Origin of the sequence: Porphyromonas circumdentaria (assembly GCF_900167105.1) — a bacterium.
Lineage (GTDB): Bacteria > Bacteroidota > Bacteroidia > Bacteroidales > Porphyromonadaceae > Porphyromonas > Porphyromonas circumdentaria.
In genome coordinates this window covers 15,344-35,206 of sequence record NZ_FUXE01000018.1, presented here as the reverse complement: position 1 = coordinate 35,206, position 19,863 = coordinate 15,344, and the positions used below count along the sequence as shown (strand labels likewise).

Here is a 19,863-nt window from a genome sequence, read left to right as displayed (position 1 = left end):
GAGTTTGGATATAACTCGCTGCTGAAACAATTCGGGCTGTCCTATGCTGCTCCCTATCACTCTTCTGTTCCAATTTATCAGACGAAAAGCCCTTTACAAGAAGAAAAGCGACAGCCAACACCAAGTCCTGAACCAAGCCTTGTTGAGAGCGTAGTGGATGTTGTTGCCGAAGGGATTGCATCGGGTGTTGGCGGTGTACTGGACTTCCAAGTCCATGGAGAGAATTATGCCGAAACCGCCTTTCAGCGGAGACTGCGCCACGAAGCCAACAAGAGAAAGAAACGGGGACGAAGGATGTAGGGAACAAATTCTCTCTTCTCAAAGAAGAAAATCACGAAAGAACGCTCACTTTTGCTCACAAATCAATATCTTTGCAAGTGATAATAGTGAGCGTTCTTTGGCTATTCAAAACAGTGTACCTCAAAGCACTCCGCTCATTTCTTAATCGTTACCTATCTATTCACTACTAAATGGTAACACTCTGCTCCTCAGCAAGATAGTTCGCAGGCAAAAAGTTAGTGAGGAGAAAAATGAAAGGTCGGTTTTGTTATAACCTGTCTCTCCCTCTGGGGTAAGAAAAAAAAATATGGGAATGTAGCGCAGATTTGAAAGGTACTCTCTTACAATACTATTATAATGCGATTAGTACGCCACTCTCCTGCAGCCCCACCGATAGCATCTCCTAGTTTCAATTCTATTATAGTGCGATTAGTACCTGTCTACCTTTTTCTCTGGCTCTAAAAATAAATACTTCCTTCGGATATGTGACAAAGGAAAGAGAAAAGAAAGAAAAAGCTGTAGCTCGTTTTTGTGCGAGATACAGCTTTTTATTGTTAGGCACCTTAGGGAATGGAGCTTTACACTCTCTCAAAAATGCTCTGCAAAAGTCAATACTTTTCCAAAGTCTTTCGCCCCTTGGTACTATGCGGAGTGGCGTTAGAAGTTAACGCGCATACCCATCTGCCAAGTGCGTCCAAATCCGTACCATACGAGGGCATCTTCACCTGTACGTACGTTGTTGCTATCTACCTTAACACCGTCGGTAGCATCGGCTATGTAGCGAGTGTTGAAAAGGTTATTAACGCCTCCGAAGATGGTGGCTGTCATACCCTTATAAAGCTCAAAGTTGTAGCTTACAGAGAGGTCTACCAATGTGTAATCGGGCATCTTCCAGGCATCACCAGTATACACCTCGATTTCTCCACCTTTCTTAGAAAGACGGTTGGTGGGTTCGAAGTCTGCATAGTTCTTACCAAAGTAGTTCACGTTACCACGGAGGTGGAGCTTGGAGAATACTTCCCAATCGAAGCCGAAAGCTGCTGTGAACTGAGCTGAGTTACCTACGTGTACACCTTTGAGGTTAATCTCTCCATCGCCCACTTTTGTTTGAGACTCATCATATACATCGAAGAGCGTCTTACCACCCCAACGCCAGTCTCCCCAAGAAATCATAGCGTTAAGGCGTAATTCATCTACGGGACGAGCCTCTGCCTCGAGTTCTACCCCCATGTGCTGTGCGTTCAAACCACGGAAGTTGAAGTACTGACGTGTATCGAGTACACTTGAGCGACGCAAGAAACGGTCGTTCCACTTGGTGTAGTAACCGTTCAAATTGACACGAACATACTCGTTGGTAAATCCGTAACCCAACTCTGCTGTGAGGATTTTCTCGTTGGTCAAGTTCTTGTTGATCTCTGCAGAGTAGTTGAGGAACGTCCCCCCGAAATGAGGAGCACGAGTGAAGTAACCTGCATTGACAAACACGTTATTGTAATCGAGGAATTTGTAAGAAGCTCCCGCCTTAATACTAAAGGGCATGAAGTTCACGCGGTCAGAAGCGGCACGGTCGCGTATATCTGCAGCCAACTTTTTATAATTAGCTTCGTTGTATCCGTCGGGCACGAGGTAACGATAACCTTGATAGGTTAGAGACCCTGATAAGAAAGCATCAAATTCGTCACTGGTAAACTCTCCCTGAGCAAAAGCTCCTCCCCATACTACCTCACCGATATTATGGTAGTCAAAGATGTCGCCAGGTTTGAGGAAAGTCTTACCTGCGTCTATTTGGTTTTTAAGTAGCTGATTTTGATAGTTCACACCGCCCAAAAGGTCATACACTTGCTTGTAGTGATCGCCTTTGTAGAGACGTCCGTCGACCCCTGCTGTGATGGTGAACTGCTCATCCAAACGATTGCGATAGGTAGAGAGGATACCATACCATTGGTGGTTGTTGACACTGTTGGCAAGGATAACTTTGGAACCTTTATCTCCTTCTGCAGCATTGGCAGCGAAAATGCTTTCCCAATCTACAAGTCCGCTCGCTGTACGCTTAGCGATAGGGTCAAGTTTGCCACGATATGCCTCGATCCAGTTGGTATAGCGCACTGTTTTTCCTCCAACTTTTTCGATTTTGCCATCTACACGACGTCCACCTCCGTTAGCGATAGAAGCGTAAACAGCTGTGCTGAGAGAAGAGCGTTCGTCTATTCTCCAAAGATGGTTGAGTGAGAGTTGTGGCTTGTGATAAAAGTTGTGGCGAGCAGAGTATACCCCACCATTGAGATAACCATACTCTAAGTTCATACGCTCTTTGTCGGGATGCTCTGCATACTGCTCTTGTGTATGGCGAGCCGATCTTTGGTTGTGCCACTGAGGAGCACCAAAAGCGGTAAAAGAAAGAGTGTGGTCTTCGTTGATTTTTTTAGAGAGGTTCAAGAAATAGCTCCATCCACGGAAGTCGGTTCCCTTTACATATCCATCTCCGTAAGAGGTAGCTCCCGAAGCAGTAACAGCCCAGCCGTTGTCCATCAAACCTGTAGAGATACTGAAGCCGTACTTGACATACTGGTCGTTACCAATACCCGTATATACACTTCCTCCCTTTTTAGCATCTACATTCTTTGTTACGATGTTGATGGTACCTCCGACAGAAGATATACCGAGGCGAGATGCTCCCAAACCTCGCTGTACCTGTACCAAAGAGGATACGTCGTTGAGTCCAGCCCAGTTACTCCAGTAAACACGTCCGTTCTCCATGTCGTTTACGGGCACTCCGTTGATAAGCACCCCAAGGTTGTTAGTGTCGAAACCACGCATCATGATACGAGAATCTCCAAAACCACCCCCTGAACGAGTTACATATACCGAAGGAGTAGACTTAAGAAGTTCGGGGAACTCGGTATTGAATGCCTTGCTCTCGATTTGTGCCAACGAGATATTAGAAACGGGTACGGGTACCTTTCTGTCTTTGGGCACGATAGAGGCAATAACTTCTACCTGTCCCAAGCTAACCGCATCCTCTACCAAGTAAATGGTGCCCAATGCGTAGGTACGTGTAGTAGCCGATAGCTTGTGGGTGTAAGATACATAACCAACGCTCCTAATGGTAAGTGTAGCGTTGCGTGGTACCTCGAGTTTAAAGTTGCCCTCTGCATCGGTTGTAGTACCCTTGAGAGTAGCTCCCTGACCTGTACTTACAGAAGCTCCGACGATAGGGCTCTTTAGTTCTTTATCTAAAACCTTACCCGTTACCAACGTCTGGGCGTAGGTCCAGCCTATGCTAATGAGTGTCAAGAGCAATAGACTCATAAAACGTACTCTGTTCTGTCTCATAAAAATTCCTTTTTTAGTTTCTGTTCTCTAATAGTTTCTTCAATACTTTTTCTTGTTTCTTTTTGTTTGATATCTTTTTTCCCTAAAGCCGAAGACTCCCCCTAACACGGCTGTGATAGAAGAGGAGTCTCCATAAATAAGGTTGCTTAAACTACTTTACTGATGGGCAATCATCTTTTTGCAATCTGTTTCTTTGATTTCTTTGTGGCAAGCATATAAGCAATCGGAGAAGCTACAAAGAGTGTACTGTATGTTCCGATTACGATACCAAGCAGAATTGCAAAAGTAAAGCTTCTCATAGATGCGCCTCCAAAGATGAAGATGATAAACATCACAATGAAGGTGGTCAATGAGGTATTTAATGTTCTTGATAGAGTGCTATTCAACGCATCGTTAATGGTTGTATAGAAATCTCTATTAGGATAGTTCTTTACAGTCTCGCGGATACGGTCAAATACTACCACAGTATCGTTGATTGAGTAACCGATAATAGCAAGAATGGCCGCAATGAAGTTTTGATCGATTTCCATCGTAAAAGGCATAAACTTCCAGAGCAAAATATAGAGAGCTATAATGCTGAGGGTCGTAGCTGTTACAGAGGCAAAAGCTCCGATAGAGTAAGAAATACGACGGAAACGGATAAGAATGTAGAATGCCATGAAGAATAAAGAGATTAGCACGGCAATGAACGCCTTGCGACTAATATCTTTAGACATGCTTGCACTTACCTTTTGAGAACTTACAATGCTTTCGGAAAGGAAAGTTTCTTTGCTTACAGGATTTTGATAGAATGCCTTACAAGCGTTGTAGAGCTTGTTGTTAATGGCATCTTCGACCTCGGCAGTATTCTCTTCTATCATATAGTTGGTAGCGACACGTACCTCGGTACCTTCATTACCTATAGAGGTAACCACGAGTTTGTTATCAAGTTCTGGAGCAAGAGCTGCGCGTATCTCTTCGATGTTAACCTTTTGGTCAAAGGCTATCACGAAGTTACGACCTCCAGAGAACTCGATACCCTTATTCAAGCCCAGTGTGGCAAATCCAACCACACCTACGAGTACAAGGATTACAGGTATAGCAATACCGAGTTTGCGCTTGCCCAAGATGTTGAAAGTTGGGTTGGTCAATATGTTACGAGTGATAGAAGTTGTATAAGTAACCTTGCTCATCTTGCCTTTCTTATCGAGCCACTCTGCCACGATACGTGTCAAGAATACGGCGGTTATGAAAGAGGCAATCAAACCAATAATCAAGGTAGTAGCAAAACCACGGATAGGTCCTGTACCGAAAGTATAGAGGATAACCCCAGTGATAATGGTTGTGATGTTAGAGTCGAAGATAGCAGAGAAGGCATTGCCATAACCGTCGGCAATAGCACGTGTTACAGACTTACCTGCACGTAACTCTTCTTTTATGCGCTCAAATATAAGCACGTTAGCATCGACTGCCATGCCCAAGGTTAGTACCAACCCGGCGATACCAGAGAGAGTGAGGACAGAGTGGAACGATGCCAAGATACCTAACGTGAAGAAACTGTTGATAACAAGAGCTCCGTTGGCAATCAAACCAGGGATTAAACCATAGGCCAAGCACATGTAAATCATGAGAATGAGCAGTGCCACGAAGAAAGAAATAACCCCTGAACGGATAGATTCTTCCCCGAGAGTAGGGCCTACTACGTTTTCCTGTTCGATAGTAACAGTTGCTTCCATACGTCCAGAATTGAGTACGTTGGCAAGGTCGACTGTTTGTTCTACGGTAAAGTCACCACTAATTTCTGAGCGTCCGCCTGTAATCTCTCCACGAGGAGCAGGTGCAGAGTAAACTACATTGTCCAAAACTACGGCAATAGGCTTACCGATGTTCTCTTTTGTGAGACGTGCCCACTTGCGTGCACCCTCTTCGTTCATCGCCATTGTAACGATAGGACCACGACTAATCATAGATTGGCTCATTTCGCTCTTAGAAGAGGTTACTACCTCTCCGCCCAAATCGGGCTGACCAGTACGGTTGCCTCGTATCGCGTAGAGCTCGTAAAGGTCTGTCTCTCTCTTTGTTTCTGGGTTTACATAAGGAGTGTTACCCCAGAGGAGGAGGAGGTCTTCACGGATAAAGCCTTTTTCTTTTGCTATTTGGATGAGGCTGTCAATTGCAGCACGATCAGCATTACGAGCCATACCGACGATTGCACCTCTGTTGATGAGGTTGAGGCGGCTGAAAAGCACATCATTAGTAGCTTCTGCCTTACTTTCTACGGTATCAGCAGTTACTTCTGTTGCTTCGGGAGCTACAGCTGCTGTCTCTTCGGTGGCAGGAGCTGTTTCCTCTGCTGGGGTTACTTCTGCCGTTACTTCTTCAGAGGGGGTAACCTCGGTAGTAGAGAGAGAGGCCATTGCCGAGAGGCGTGTGTTGGCATTGATCAAATCGCTCTCAATCTCGGTGTAGTCATAAGTACGCCAGAATTGGAGGTTAGCACTCTGTTGTAAAAGGCTACGTACACGCTCAGGCTCTTTAACCCCAGGAAGCTCTACCAATATACGACCTTCGCCCTCGATCTTTTGGATGTTGGGTGCTACTACCCCAAAACGGTCGATACGGGTACGCAGCACGTTGATGGAGGCTTCAGATGCACTGTTGTATTTCTCCTTAAGGATCTTGATAACTTCCTCGTTGGTGCTACGAGCCGACACCTGCTCACGGAGGTCTCCGTTACCGAATATGATAGAAAGTTGCCCATCGGGAGCAATTTTCTTATACTCGCTAACGAACTTGTCGATAAAGTCTCCCGATTGAGAGGACTTTGTAGCGTTGTCTAAGGCTTTAAGGAAATTAGGGTCTTCACTGTGATCGGAGAGATTAATGAGTAGATCCTTTGCATTGAGGCGTAGTACTACGTTCATCCCTCCCTTGAGGTCAAGTCCTAATCCTATTTGTTGTGTTCTTGCTTTCTTGAGTGTTTGTCCGAACCAAACTTTCTCATTAGCCATCGAATCGAGGTATGCTTTACCATCTTGCCCCGCAGCGGTCATAGCCTCTGCTTTATTCTCATAGTGGCGTACTACAGGAGTGAACGAAAGATAGTAGGCACAGATAATGGCCAACGCAGCTGTGATGAAGATCACAAATCCTTTGTTTTGCATCTGTTTTTACTTGCTTTATAATAAAATACTTAATAATCCACGAGCGCAAAGTTATACCTTTTTTTGCGACATATATCAAAAACTCTTTGATGAAGTAAAGTTTTCAAAGAGAAACGCCCCAACAAAAAGGGGCATTGGTACTCTCAAAGGGCAAATTTTAATTTTTCTAAAGATCATCTTCGATAGAGGCAGATTTGGCATAAGCACTCGGCTTAGCCTCAAAGAAATCGGTCTTAATGAGGTTGGAGTTGCTGTATTGAGATACCCAATCCATACTCATAGGCTCCTCTTCGTATCCTGGGAAGATTACTCCGAGCCCAAGGTTCGACGAGCGCAGGTTGGCCAAATACATGATGTAGTCACTAACCATTTGCTCAGTTAACCCCTCTATTTCGTTGCCAATCACATATTTACCCCACTCGATTTCTTGTAGAGCCCCCTCTTTTATCATACCTCTAAAGATCTCCTCGCTCTCGGGTGTGAAGAGCCCTGGAGCCTCTTTTTTCAACTCAAGTATCATAGATCGGAAGAGCCACAAGTGAGTGTTTTCGTCTCTGTTGATATAACGTATTTCTTGCACGGAACCAGGCATTTTACCGATGCGTCCTAAGTTGTAGAAAAACATGAACCCAGAGTAGAAGTAAACCCCCTCGAGAATGTAGTTGGCCACCATGGTACGGAGCAACTGTTCGGGTGTTTTGTTTTCCTGAAACTCATTATAGATATCGCCGATAAACTTGTTACGTCGTAGCAAATGGGGGTCGTCTCTCCACTGATAAAGAATCTCTGTGCGTTCCTCGGGCGAGCAGATTGTATCGAGCATATAGCTATAGCTTTGCGAGTGTACTGCCTCTTGAAAAGCCTGTATGGTAAGGCATAAATTAACCTCGTTAGCTGTGATATATTCGCCGACGCTGGGCAGATTGGCTGTTTGTATGCTGTCTAAGAAAATCAGGAACGAAAGGATTTTATCGTAGGCACTCTTCTCGGCAGGCGATAGCAGACGATAGTCTTTTACATCCTGACTCAGATTGATTTCCTCGGGTATCCAGAAGTTGTTCATTGCGGTGCGATACCAGTTGGAAACCCATGTGTATTTTATGTTGTTGAAGTCGTTGAGGTTGGTCGTATTTCCATTTATCAAACGACGTTTAGAGAGTTCTATATCTCCCAACTCATTGAAGAGTGCTTTTTTCTTTAAATCCATAAACGTATCAAGTGTCTATAGCTAACGGTCTGTTTATATGTTCAATTATGCCGAGCAAGTCTCACATTCCTCCACTTCGAGGGCAAGACTTCGGATGTAGTATAGGGTCTTAACGCCTTTGTGCCAAGCTCTTAGATAGAGGTCGCGTATGCCGCCAAATGTTATCTCTTGGGTGATAAAAAGGTTTACCGACTGTGCCTGATCCAAATGGCGTTGGCGCACACCTGCGGCATCTACTACCCATTTTTGATCTATGGTGTGGGCTGTTTTGTACAACCAGAAGGTACTATCGGTCAAATCGGGTGCTACACGAGGCACGATAGAGCCCTTCTTTTCTTCCAAGAAATAGCGGTTCATGATGGGGTCGGTACCAGCCGTCGTTCCTGCTATTATAGAGGTAGAGCTGGTAGGTGCTATGGCGAGAAGATAGCCGTTGCGCATACCTTTTTGTGCCACCTGTGCTGCGAGCTGTTGCCACTCTTTAGAGGTGTAGTCTCTTTTGGTAAAGTAGGCACCTGTCTGCCAGTCGCTTCCCTCAAAATAAGTATAACGACCCTTCTCCTCAGCCAGTTCTGCCGAGGCTTCTATAGCGTGGAAGTTAATGCGTTCATAGAGCTTATCCATAAATTGTAGATGCTCCTCGCTCTCCCATGCAATACCTTTTTTTGCCAGTAGATGATGGTATCCGCTGGTGCCTAAGCCTATGGGACGCATCTTCATATTGGTTATTTCTGCGTAGGGTATAGGGTAGAAGTTGAGGTTGATAACGTTGTCCAGAGCACGTACTATGGTATGGACAATATCTTTAAGTTCGTCGGGTTGGTCTGTATTGATGTTACCCAGTACAAGAGACGCAAGATTGCACACCACAAAGTCGCCCGCAATGCTCTTTTCCACCACTACCTCTGCGCCATCCTCTATCTCTACCTTAATCTGTTTAAGGCGTATCTCGCTCTGGTTTTGAGCTATCTCTGTACAGAGGTTAGAGCAGTAAATGATACCCTGATGAGCGTTAGGATTCATGCGATTGACCGTATCTCGGTTGAAGATGAAAGGCGTACCCGTTTCCACTGCCGACTTAATAATAAGGCGTAACATATCTTTAATGGCAATGGGTCTTTTAGTCAGGCGGTTATCGGCTACACAGTCGAGGTAGCGTCGCGTCCATTCATCGCCGAAGAAGTCTTCCAACGCATAGCCTTTGGTGGCCAAAACTTCGTGAGGGCATAACATATACCACTCTCCATTGGGATTCTCCTCGAGTTGCTGCCAATAGTAATCGGGGATACATACGCCAGGGAAAACATCATGCGCTTTCATACGATCGTCTCCGTTATTGGTACGTATCTGCAGAAACTCGGGCATATCCCTGTGCCAAATATCTAAGTAAAGAGCTACCGAACCCTGACGAACGCCCAATTGGTCTACCGCAATGGCGGTATCGTTGGCCAGTTTGACCCACTTAAGCACGCCACCAGCTACACCTTTGAAGCCCCTAATATCACTACCTACGGCACGTATTTTACCTAAATATATACCCATACCACCCCCGAACTTAGAGACTTGGGCAAAGTTGTCTATCGTACGATAAATGCCAATAAGGTTGTCGGGCATGACGTCGATAAAGCAACTGGAGAGCTGGCTCAGGGGTTTACGGGCATTGCTCATAGTGGGCGTTGCCATCGTAACCTTGAGTTGAGAGAGTATATCGTATATCTTTTTAGCCCAATGCACTTTGTTTTCCTTCTCGGGCATAGCAAGGTGCATGGCGATGCCCATAAACATCTCTTGTGGGCTCTCCAATATCGTATGACTACCCGAGCGTATCACGTAGCGTTTAGCCACCAAGTGGAGACTGCTATAGGTGAGTAGCTGAGTACGTTCGTTGTCGATACCTTGCGCCAGTCGGTCTATCTCCTCTCGAGTATAGTTTTCTAAGATGTAGCGGCCATACAATCCCTCATCTGTGAGGTACTTAATCTTGGCATAAAAACTGTCTATGTTTAGAGATTCTTCCTCTTTATCCAAAGCTTTTCTTAATTCCAAGGCGTAGAGGCGAGAGGCGATATATTCCCAGTTGGGAGCCTGAGGTGTAATGAGCTCAACGGCAGCTTTGATAAGCGTGGAGAGCGTATTGCCCCCCTCTTTGAAGAAAGCAAAAAACTTAGCGTATAGGAGGTCTAAAGCATATACAGCACCCTGGTGTTGCTCTTGTATCTCTTTGAGCAACGAGATGATCTCTTCGTCTTTGACCTGTACGCGGAATTTATTGATTACTTCACGAGCCTCGGTGCGCTTGGTACGGTAGAGTATATAGGCTTTGGCAACTTTGTAATGTCCGCCCTTCATAAGCTCGGTTTCGACGATATCCTGTACCATCTCCACGTCGATTTGCTTACGTTGTAGGGACTCTATTTCTGCAAGGATTTTCTTACAAAGCTCTGTGAGTTCTCGTTGTGAAATCTTTGTTTTAGTTGCTCCGAAGGCACGCTTCAGCGCATTTTTTATCTTGTCAAGGGTAAATTCCTCAGTTTGTTTATTTCTCTTTATAATTAACATCGCGGTGAAGGCTATTTTCGTTCTGCAAAGATAGAAATTGATTTGATTTTGTACGCTTCGATGTTTTCGTAACCTTTTTTCTTGCTGATGCTATGCCTTATATCAAGGGGGTGGAAAGGGGCAAAAGTTTGCACAGGAGGAAACTCGAGTTTGCATAGGAAGAAAGTAGAGTTTGCATAGGAGAGAAAAAAAGTTGTTATAGGAGGAAACAAAAGCTCACACGAATCCCAACTATCGTCAGGGCTCGTCGTTAGTAGAGATTGAATATGCAGTAACTATTTTGAGAACACAGCTTTCAGACGGCAGGGAGGTTCATTCCCGTCAGTTTGCGATACAGGTCGAGTGCATAGAGGTCTGTCATCCCTGAAAGGAAGTCGAGCGTACACTGAATTTTTCCATAAAGGCTCTCTGCGCCCGTATTATACTGACTACTTACGCGCTTGAGAAAAGTTTTCGAATAGGAGTTATCAGGATTGAGAAGTGCATACATCATCCGATCAATAATTTCCTCAAAGATGCGATGCCCAGCCAGCTCCACATCGACCACATCCTGCGTTACGTAGATGTTTTTACGAGCTACTTCACTTGAGTTGCGATAGGCTCGGGCACATCGTTCTGAGGTAACTTTGATGAGAGCCCCTTGAAAGGTACCTTCCAAAATCTCCCGTTCGTGACGTAAAAAAGCTTCGGAGCACTCCTCCACCAAAAGATTGATAACCTTAGAGCGAACGTAAGCTATACGTTCGTTTTTGTCGTCTATGCTATGGGCAATTTCTTGGATGTGTGCTTGTTCCTCCTCGGAAAAGAAGTCCAGCATGAGTTGTATTACCTCTTGATACCCCAAAAGACGCAGTTTACAAGCGTCCTCCAAATCCATTATCTGGTAACAAATATCGTCTGCCGCTTCGACCAAAAAGACCAATGGATGGCGGGCATAGCGCAAAGGATTATCTTCGAAACGAAGCAACCCTAAGTGATCGGCAATAGTTTGAAAGGTTTCTTGCTCGGTCTCAAAGAATCCGAATTTCCCCTTCTTCTGCCCAGCAATGGAGGAGAAAGGGTACTTTACTACCGATGCTAATGTGGTATACGTGAGGGCAAAACCTCCTTTTCTCCTGCCCTCAAACTGGTGTGTGAGCAAACGAAACGTGTTGGCATTACCCTCAAAATGTAGAAAGTCTTCCCAGCGTCCACCCTCACGGCGCACTTGTTCCTCCCATTGTTTGCCTGCTCCATCTGCAAAGTAGTTTGATATTGCCCGCTCGCCACTGTGTCCAAAAGGAGGATTGCCCATGTCGTGCGCAAGGCAGGCTGAAGATACAATCGAAGCGATCGCCAAGGGATCGAATAGTTCGTGCCCGTACTCCCCCTGCAAGCGGCGGGTAATATTATTCCCCAAAGAGCGTCCTACACAACTAACTTCTAAACTGTGCGTGAGCCGATTGTGGACGAATACGTTGCCAGGAAGGGGGAAGACTTGTGCTTTGTTTTGTAACCGTCGGAAAGGAGCGGAGAATATCAGGCGGTCAAAATCTCTCTCAAAGTCGGAACTGCGTCCTGCACCCGAGGAAAGAATTGTTTTATCGCGTTTCTCATCCTCTTTGCCCAAACGCATATCGGACAAGAGTTTCTGCCAAGTCATTGCCATAGTGTTGTTTTTTATCTTTTTGAGGACCTTTGCGGAGCTTTCTTTATATCCGCAAAGGTAAAAGAACTATTCTCTCTACACAATGCTATGAGAGTTTTTAGGGACCTCTTCGAGGGGTTCTTTGAGGCGGCTCAATGACTCCGAATAAAAACAAATACCCCTCCACTTCGCTTAATAGGAAGGGAGGGGCATTGCTATTTATAATCTTTGCTTAAGGAGCAGCTCTTACTCCGTCTCACGCATATTGGAGAAGACGTTTTGTACATCTTCGTCCTCTTCGATTTTTTCAATTAGTTTGTTCACTTGTTCTGCCTCTTCTGGCGTTACATCTCGATAATCCTTGGGGATACGTACAAACTCTGCCGAGAGAATTTCCCATCCATTCTCTTCGAGATAGCTTTGTAGGGCTGCGTTTTGAGCAAACTCTCCATAGAGAATGAGCTCTCCCTCTTCCTCTTCGATCTCGTCCTCTACACCAAAGTCGATAACCTCAAGAGAAAATTCCTCCAAATCTATATCCTCACGTTTGCGCAAATGAAAGACACACTTATGGTCGAAAAGAAACTCAAGGCTTCCTGTGGTTCCCAGACTACCTCCATGCTTGTTGAAGTAACTACGGATATTAGCCACCGTACGAGTGGTGTTATCAGTGGCTGTCTCTACAAAGATGGCAATTCCATTGGGTCCATATCCCTCATAGTTTACCTCCTTATAGTCCGAGAAGTCCTTGTCCGTAGCCTTTTTGATAGCACGCTCTACGTTTTCCTTAGGCATGTTTTCTTTCTTTGCCGTCTGTATAAGTACACGCAAACGTGGGTTAGTGTCGGGGTCGGAACCACCAGCTTTTACCGCCATGGTTATCTCTTTACCCAACTTTGTGAAGACGCGGGCCATATTGCCCCAGCGTTTCATCTTTCGTGCTTTGCGATATTCAAAAGCTCTTCCCATAAATCTTTGGTATCTATATTTTGTTTCTTATTGTCTATCGTAACGATGCCCCGAGCTCTTTCTCCAATAGTTGACGGATGCGGAGCATGCTCTTATCTATCTGTTTATCGTTGAGAGTGGCCACTTCGTCCTGTAGATAGAAGCTAACGGCATAGCTCTTTTTCCCCTCGGGAAGGTTCTTACCCGTATATACATCGAAGAGCTCTACTCGTTGGAGCAGTTTACGCTCTGCTTTATAAGCAATCTTTTGCACCTCGGCAAAATGTATTGTTTCGTCTAAGAGAAGAGCCAAATCTCGTTTTACAACGGGGAATTTGTTGATTTCCTTAGCTTGTAAGGGCTTCTTCCTGCCGCACTGCATCAAGAGAGTTCTGTCGATCTCTGCATAGAATACAGGGTCCTCAATCTCAAAAGGCTTAGTGATCTCGGGTTTAAGCCTCCCTAACCAAGCGAGACAAGCCCCAGAGGGACCTCCTACTTTGTATTCCAAAAAGTCGGTAAAGAGGTCGTTTGAAGAGATTTCTGTGTGGAGTTCTTGAGGATCTACATGCATGCGTCGGAGGAGGTTCTCCACATCGGCTTTGAGGTGATAAACGGTCATTTTTTGACTTGTGGCTAACCAACTGTTTTCTGCTCGTGTGCCCGAGAGCCAGAGACCCAACATGGCTGTTTCTTGATAGACCGAGAGATCGTTCTTTTCGGCACCCCCTTTCACCTCTTTTCGATAGCAGTTACCCCATTCAAAGAAGGCACATACATTCTGTTTGTTGTGGAAGTTGCGACTGATTGCCTCCAAGCCTCCGAAGAGAAGGGTCTGACGCAATACACCGAGCTCTCTACTCAAAGGATTAACCAAAGAAATTAATTCACTTGTAGGATAGGTGGTTAAATCGGTATAGTAACGCTCTGCCGTAAGAGAGTTGGAGAGGATTTCATTGTAACCTGCGCCAACTAACTGTTCGCTCAATATGATTTCAGAGTGATAGTCCAAATCATTTTCACTGCGTGTACTCAAATTAGCATGGATATAGCCTTTGAGTGGAATTTCGTTGTAACCATATATGCGGAGTATTTCCTCTATCACGTCAATCTCACGACGCACATCGGTACGGTAAACAGGTAGAGACAAAATCCAACCTTTCTCTGTGTTTTTAAGAGGCTTAATATCCAAGTCCTCCAAAATTTTGAGCACAGTTGTTTCTGGAAGCTCTGCACCTGCGACTTCTGTTAGTTTGCTCTTATGGAGGGTACATTGAGGTTGTTCGGGGTGTTTCCTATAGACATCAACGATAGTACCTATAGTCGCTCCAGGGATTAACTCGGTTATCAAAGAGAGAGCACGACGGAGGGTAAAATCGGTTGCGTCGGGGTCTAAACCACGTTCAAAGCGGAAGGAGGAGTCGGTGTTGAGAGCATGAGCTCGGGCTGCCTTACGCACAAGTGTGCTGTTAAAGTTGGCACATTCAATAAAAATACGAGTAGTAGCCTCTGTTACGCCCGAATCCAATCCACCGAAAACACCTGCCATACAGAGCGGAGTGTACTTATCGTCGCAGATCATTAGTTCTGTACCCTGCAACTTATGCTCTACACCATCTAAGGTGGTGAATAGGGTTCCTTCAGGTAGTTGAGCTACACGTATTCTCCCCCCGACAATGTGATCGGCATCGAAGAAGTGGAGGGGTTGTCCCATTTCGTGTAGTACATAGTTAGAAATATCTACCAAAAGATTAAGCGGACGCAAGCCTATGGACGTGAGCTGTTCCTGTAACCACTGAGGACTTTCTCCATTGGTAAGCCCCTCTACCACTACTCCTTGGTAACGAGGACAGGCCTCCTCGGGTACTTCTACAGCTATATCGATTGCCTTAACATCATTACGATGGTTGATGTCGGTGATAGCAGGTTTTTCGGCATGTACAGACTTACCTTTCTGATTGAGGTAAGCCGCCAAATCTCTTGCTACACCAAAGTGAGAAGTGGCATCCACACGATTGGGAGTAATGTCTACTTCTAACACATAGTCGCTCTCTATCTTAAAATATTCTGCAGCGGGAGTTCCAGGTGCAGGAGTATCTTTCAAAACAAGGATACCACTACTATCACATCCCACTCCGAGCTCCACTTCGGAGCAAATCATACCATGACTTTCCTCTCCTCTTAGCTTAGATTTCTTGATAACGAAAGAGTCTTCCCCACTATAAAGCGTGGTACCAATGGTTGCCACAATAACATATTGTCCTTGAGCTATATTCGAAGCACCACAAACGATCTTAAGAGGTTCTTCTCCGCCTACGTCTACCGTGGTGCAGTGCAGGTGGTCCGAATTGGGATGCTCCGTACAAGTGAGCACATGCCCTACCACAAAACCCTGCAATCCTCCTTTGATAGTATCAACACGTTCTATACTTCCTGTTTCAAGTCCTATAGAGGTAAGAGCATCGGCTACTTCCTGAGGGGTCATTTCATGTACGGCTGGCAAGTAGTCCGCAAGCCATTTGTAGGATATGTTCATATATGTTTTGTTTTTTAGTTCGGAAACACTTTCCGTTCAGTGGGTACAAAATTACTCGTTTTCTACAACCTTTGGCGACTTCTCCTTCTCTTTGTGAATGCGTAACTGTGGAAAGGCAAAAGAAATACCCTCCTTGTTGAACACAGCATAGACCTCTTTATTGAGCCACCAGAAGAGATCCCAATAGTCTTCTGTCTTGCACCAAACACGTACAAGGATATTCACCGAGCTTGCCGCCATCTCGTGTACCTCAATGTTAATAGGTTGGTCGCGCAGGATGCGAGGGTCTTGCTCAAGGAGTTTTTGCAGTATGGAACGTACTTTCTCAAAGGGAGTGTCATAGTCTACCCCTACGATTATTTGACAGCGGCGCATGGTCATAGCACTGAAATTGATAATAATATCGCTCGAAAGACGTCCGTTGGGGATGTGTATTACTTTATTGTCGGCCGTCGTTAGGGTTGTGTAGAAGATGGCAACACGCTGTACGAAACCCTCTACCGACTCGAAAGAGATATAGTCTCCCACATGGAAAGGACGGGTAACTAATAGGATGATTCCTCCAGCAAAGTTCTGTAGTTGACCGCTCAAAGAAGCTCCGAGAGTGACCCCAGCTGCCGCCATAAGTGCAGCAAAAGATACGGGCGCAACCCCCAAAACATTGATGGCAATTATAAGCAATATTATAACGAAGACAACCTTAAGAAGAGAGCTCAGAAACGTACGTACGGCAGGGTCTAAGTTGCGCTTCACCATCGCTTTGTTGATGAGACGTAACACTAAGCGAGAGAGCAACTGTCCTATGTAGAAAATGGCAACGGCTATAAGCACACGTATACCAAAGTCAATGAAAAGCTTAACCCAATCGGAAAGCAATGCTCCGAAGTTTATTTTTGAGATTTGTTCGGCAGAAAGCTCTTTGGGAATAATAGGTTCTAATTTTTGGGTCGTGTCTGCCACCATCCCAGTCAATAATTTATAGGGCATATAGTATATAGTTTTATAGAATTTGTCCACGGCAAAAGTACAATAAAGCATAGAGCCATCCATTATACCTCGTAAAGAAAAGAGATGAAGTGCCTTATCTCTTTAGCTTTTTAATGAGATAGCGATTAAAAACTCAATCGGCGTAAAAAACGGGGGAAAAGAAGGGTTTGTACCACTCCGCGTGTAAGTAAATAGGCATTGAAAGCTATCCAAAGAGCCGTTACCCCTAAAATGGGGTGCAATGAGTAGTAGAGGATGAAAAAGAGAGCTGTAGCCCATAGCATACTCCACAGTAACCCTTTGGCATAAGTGCCTCCGATAAAAATCCCATCCCAAAGGAAAGCTGCAAAGCCCATTGGGGGTATCAAGGCTGCCCAATGCACGTACTCCATGGCTGTTTGAACGATATCTTCTCGACTGGAGAGTAGATGTAGAAGCGGTGCAGGCAGTAGATAATAGAGTAATCCTGCCAACAAAGTGAGCGGGACACCTATGGCAAAGAGTTGATGCACGAGACGTTGCAAAAGCACGCGTTGCTTCATACCGATAAAGCGGCCTGCAAGAGCCTCGCCCGCATAAGCAAAACCATCCATAAAGTAGGAGAAGAGCGTAAAAAACTGTAGCAGCAAGGTGTTGGAAGAGACAATAAGTTCCCCCTCGGCTGTCGAAGCATAGGTAAAGAAAAGAGTAACTCCGCTGAGCAAAATAGAGCGCAGAAAGAGGTCTCTATTTACGCCTAAGTAGTGGCGTGCCCCTGTGAGTTGCAAAAGGTCTTTCGCTCGAAAATGTGCCAGTACAGAGCGGTACGAAAAGAGAGCTCGAAGCCAAAGGAAGATAACTCCTATATATTGTGCTCCGATAGTGCCCCAAGCCAAACCCTCTACTCCCATATCTAAGCCTCGTACACAGAGATAGCTGATAAAAATGTTAATTACATTCACGAGGATAGCTCCCACCATCGGCGTACGAGTGTTCTGCATACCTATGAACCAGCCATTAAAGACATACAGCAACATAGTAGCAGGTGCTCCCAAAAGGGCTATGCGTATATAACGCTCGGCTTGGGTGGCCATCTCGGCATCGCCCTGTGCCATTACATGCACAAAAAACGCCATCAAAGGCATTAAGAGAGAGAGAAGTAAGCCAATGAGCAGTGCCAAGACCACTCCTCGCCCTAAGTTTCGGTTAATAGCCTCTACATCATTAGCCCCATAGGCTTGAGCTACCAAGCCCGTAGTACCCATACGAAGAAAACCAAAGAGCCAGTACAACGTATTGACCACCACAGAGGCAAGGGCTACGGCTCCTATGCTCCCATATACAGACATATTACCTGCAAGCCCTACATCTACCAAAGAGAGCAAGGGTACGGTAATGTTAGAAACGATATTGGGTATAGCAAGCCCCCATATTAGCCTACGCAAAGAAGCTGAAGTCAGGGATTGTTGGTCTGATTGCTGGGGCATACTATGAATTTAGGAGCGATCGTTTGTGCTCTCTTAGGAGTGAGCGAGACGCTCTTGTTGTATAGCCAAATATTTCTCTAAAAGTTTATCGGCGAGAGATACTGTATCGGTGCAGGGTACACGTTTTACAGCTTTCAAATCTCTACAAGTGAGAGCATCCCACTGCTGACGAAACTCCTCCTCGAGAGCAATAGCCTCGGGCGAATCTTCTCCCAAAACCTGTTTAGCAGAGTACACCGCTCCGCATAGTCCTCCCTCGGCACGACCGCCCCCCTTGGAGCGATAGGTGAGTTCTATATCCTCATCGCTCATGTTGGCTTCTGTCTGAAAACTCTTTACGATAGACTGCGCGCAGTTCCAATTATTAGGTCCTGCATGAAAATAGTCGACAGCCCTCTTATTTTCTTCCTTATTCATTTCTTTATCTTCTTGATTTATATTCCTTTTCGTCGTTCAAAGGTAATCCTTTTTATTCACTCTTTGTTCTTTCTTGCGCGTAAGAGATTCCTACTAGACACCAACAGCTTCTTAGGAAATAATATCAAAAAACAAACAGAATGTTAGATAATAAGTGGCGATTACATAAATTGCACTAAAGAGGTGTTTCTAAAGATTTTGCATGTTTTTTCTTCTCCATATCTATAGTTTAGAGTAGAGTAAGAGGAGGGATAAATACATCTCTGCTTGCTTTGGTCTCCCTTAGATAGCCGGTAGATGTTTTGACTTGCAAAGGAAGGTTTTTATATGCCATGTGAATAGTTACAAAAAAATAAAGAAACGTTTTATGATGAGCAAAAGATTTATCGGGTTGTTTATCCCGATGCTTTTCTGCACTGTATTTGTTGCAAAAAGCCAAGAAGCAAAGATGTTACCCATGTTTGCCATAGGTAACAAGTGGAATACCCATGAAGAGTGTGATGTCTTTGACGGAGAGACAAGTCCTCCTAAAAAGTTAGGTACAGACAAGACTACCTATCACTATACCATCGAGCGAGAGGTAGAAAAAGACGGAAAGAAATACTTTGAAATCTTGAAGGATAAGAAGCCTTATTCCTTTATGCGAGAAGATTTAACCACAGGTAAAGTATATACAAAGGGTCTTGATTTAAAAGATGAAGAAGAAATCTTTGACTATAATAGGCAAGTTGGAGAAATATATGGAAATGATCTTCTTCGTATAAAGATTGTTGCTATTACCAATAGAGTGATAAATGGAGTAAATCGACGTATTTATCAATTGGCCATCGGTTCAAAGAATGTTCCTTGGACAAAGCAGGACGAACAACCTGTTGCAGATCCTTTGTCTAACGAGCGTTTTTTTAGTCGATTCACTGGTTTTTGGATAGAGGGAATAGGTCCCAATCAAGGGATTAGCGGATTTTTAAGTCCTGCTATTGTGGGAGGAAATTGCACTTGTGAGGAGCTGTTATGCTTTACGGATGTCCAAGGAAAGAGTTTTACATTGTATCCAGAGAAAGGTTGCGAGATAAACTACAAAGTGCCTCGCTCGGTAGAAACTCCTTTGCTCTCGAAAGCAAAGATTGTTTATTCAGAGGGGCAATTGCAGATTTCTTTGGAAGATGCCAAGCCTCACACTTTTTCGGTGTACAATATGGCGGGACAGTTGTTGGCACATCAAGAGACCTTTGAGAACAGCGTAGTGGTACGTTTACCCGCTTCGGTAGAGAGGGGTACAGTGCTTATTCGCATCGACAACGAGTCCACCCTATATACTTTCTAAACACAAGAGAGTAAGTAGCCAATAAAGAACCCTTCCT

The 19,863-nt window shown here is 44.9% G+C and carries 11 protein-coding genes and 1 pseudogene; 2 read left to right on the top strand and 10 right to left on the bottom strand.

Features of this window, described 5'->3' with window-relative positions; all coding sequences use genetic code 11:
• Positions 1-300 (top strand): annotated as a pseudogene (locus B5D06_RS07740) (hypothetical protein); the annotation flags it as partial.
• A gap of 636 nt (positions 301-936) precedes the next feature.
• Here the strand turns inward: B5D06_RS07740 and B5D06_RS07730 are convergent.
• The 10 genes from B5D06_RS07730 to B5D06_RS07680 all read right to left on the bottom strand — a co-directional run bounded on the left by B5D06_RS07730 (position 937) and on the right by B5D06_RS07680 (position 18,502).
• A complete protein-coding gene (locus B5D06_RS07730) occupies positions 937-3,612 on the bottom strand; it encodes a TonB-dependent receptor (RefSeq protein ID WP_078737429.1) in 2,676 nt (891 codons plus the stop codon).
• A 170-nt stretch (positions 3,613-3,782) separates the two neighbouring features.
• A complete protein-coding gene (gene secDF / locus B5D06_RS07725) occupies positions 3,783-6,755 on the bottom strand; it encodes a protein translocase subunit SecDF (protein WP_078737428.1) in 2,973 nt (990 codons plus the stop codon).
• 166 nt (positions 6,756-6,921) lie between these two features.
• Complete coding sequence (locus B5D06_RS07720; RefSeq protein ID WP_078737427.1) at positions 6,922-7,962, bottom strand: ribonucleotide-diphosphate reductase subunit beta; 1,041 nt, start codon at positions 7,960-7,962, stop codon at positions 6,922-6,924.
• A 45-nt stretch (positions 7,963-8,007) separates the two neighbouring features.
• A complete protein-coding gene (locus B5D06_RS07715) occupies positions 8,008-10,521 on the bottom strand; it encodes a ribonucleoside-diphosphate reductase subunit alpha (RefSeq protein WP_078737426.1) in 2,514 nt (837 codons plus the stop codon).
• A 295-nt stretch (positions 10,522-10,816) separates the two neighbouring features.
• Positions 10,817-12,163 (bottom strand): dGTP triphosphohydrolase, encoded by a 1,347-nt coding sequence (gene dgt, locus B5D06_RS07705; protein ID WP_078737433.1) that lies wholly within the window; start codon positions 12,161-12,163, stop codon positions 10,817-10,819.
• Positions 12,164-12,394: 231 nt separating this feature from the next.
• Entirely contained in the window at positions 12,395-13,117 is a 723-nt protein-coding gene (locus B5D06_RS07700; RefSeq protein ID WP_078737424.1) for a YebC/PmpR family DNA-binding transcriptional regulator, read from the bottom strand.
• Between the two features lie 34 nt (positions 13,118-13,151).
• Positions 13,152-15,632 (bottom strand): phenylalanine--tRNA ligase subunit beta, encoded by a 2,481-nt coding sequence (gene pheT, locus B5D06_RS07695; protein WP_078737423.1) that lies wholly within the window; start codon positions 15,630-15,632, stop codon positions 13,152-13,154.
• 51 nt (positions 15,633-15,683) lie between these two features.
• Entirely contained in the window at positions 15,684-16,619 is a 936-nt protein-coding gene (locus tag B5D06_RS07690) for a mechanosensitive ion channel family protein (protein WP_078737432.1), read from the bottom strand.
• 125 nt (positions 16,620-16,744) lie between these two features.
• Complete coding sequence (locus B5D06_RS07685) at positions 16,745-18,085, bottom strand: MATE family efflux transporter (RefSeq protein WP_078737422.1); 1,341 nt, start codon at positions 18,083-18,085, stop codon at positions 16,745-16,747.
• 33 nt (positions 18,086-18,118) lie between these two features.
• Positions 18,119-18,502: a C-GCAxxG-C-C family (seleno)protein gene (locus tag B5D06_RS07680; protein ID WP_078737421.1), complete on the bottom strand. Its 384-nt coding sequence runs from the start codon at positions 18,500-18,502 to the stop codon at positions 18,119-18,121.
• 367 nt (positions 18,503-18,869) lie between these two features.
• Between B5D06_RS07680 and B5D06_RS07675 the strand changes: the two genes are divergently transcribed.
• Complete coding sequence (locus B5D06_RS07675; RefSeq protein ID WP_078737420.1) at positions 18,870-19,826, top strand: hypothetical protein; 957 nt, start codon at positions 18,870-18,872, stop codon at positions 19,824-19,826.
• Positions 19,827-19,863: the final 37 nt, after the last annotated feature.

Bases quoted from the DNA above. Each gene is read 5' to 3' on its own strand.
- B5D06_RS07730 (WP_078737429.1), bottom strand. From the start codon at position 3,612: ATGAGACAGAACAGAGTACGTTTTATGAGTCTATTGCTCTTGACACTC.
- secDF (WP_078737428.1), bottom strand. From the start codon at position 6,755: ATGCAAAACAAAGGATTTGTGATCTTCATCACAGCTGCGTTGGCCATT.
- B5D06_RS07720 (WP_078737427.1), bottom strand. From the start codon at position 7,962: ATGGATTTAAAGAAAAAAGCACTCTTCAATGAGTTGGGAGATATAGAA.
- B5D06_RS07715 (WP_078737426.1), bottom strand. From the start codon at position 10,521: ATGTTAATTATAAAGAGAAATAAACAAACTGAGGAATTTACCCTTGAC.
- dgt (WP_078737433.1), bottom strand. From the start codon at position 12,163: ATGACTTGGCAGAAACTCTTGTCCGATATGCGTTTGGGCAAAGAGGAT.
- B5D06_RS07700 (WP_078737424.1), bottom strand. From the start codon at position 13,117: ATGGGAAGAGCTTTTGAATATCGCAAAGCACGAAAGATGAAACGCTGG.
- pheT (WP_078737423.1), bottom strand. From the start codon at position 15,632: ATGAACATATCCTACAAATGGCTTGCGGACTACTTGCCAGCCGTACAT.
- B5D06_RS07690 (WP_078737432.1), bottom strand. From the start codon at position 16,619: ATGCCCTATAAATTATTGACTGGGATGGTGGCAGACACGACCCAAAAA.
- B5D06_RS07685 (WP_078737422.1), bottom strand. From the start codon at position 18,085: ATGCCCCAGCAATCAGACCAACAATCCCTGACTTCAGCTTCTTTGCGT.
- B5D06_RS07680 (WP_078737421.1), bottom strand. From the start codon at position 18,502: ATGAATAAGGAAGAAAATAAGAGGGCTGTCGACTATTTTCATGCAGGA.
- B5D06_RS07675 (WP_078737420.1), top strand. From the start codon at position 18,870: ATGATGAGCAAAAGATTTATCGGGTTGTTTATCCCGATGCTTTTCTGC.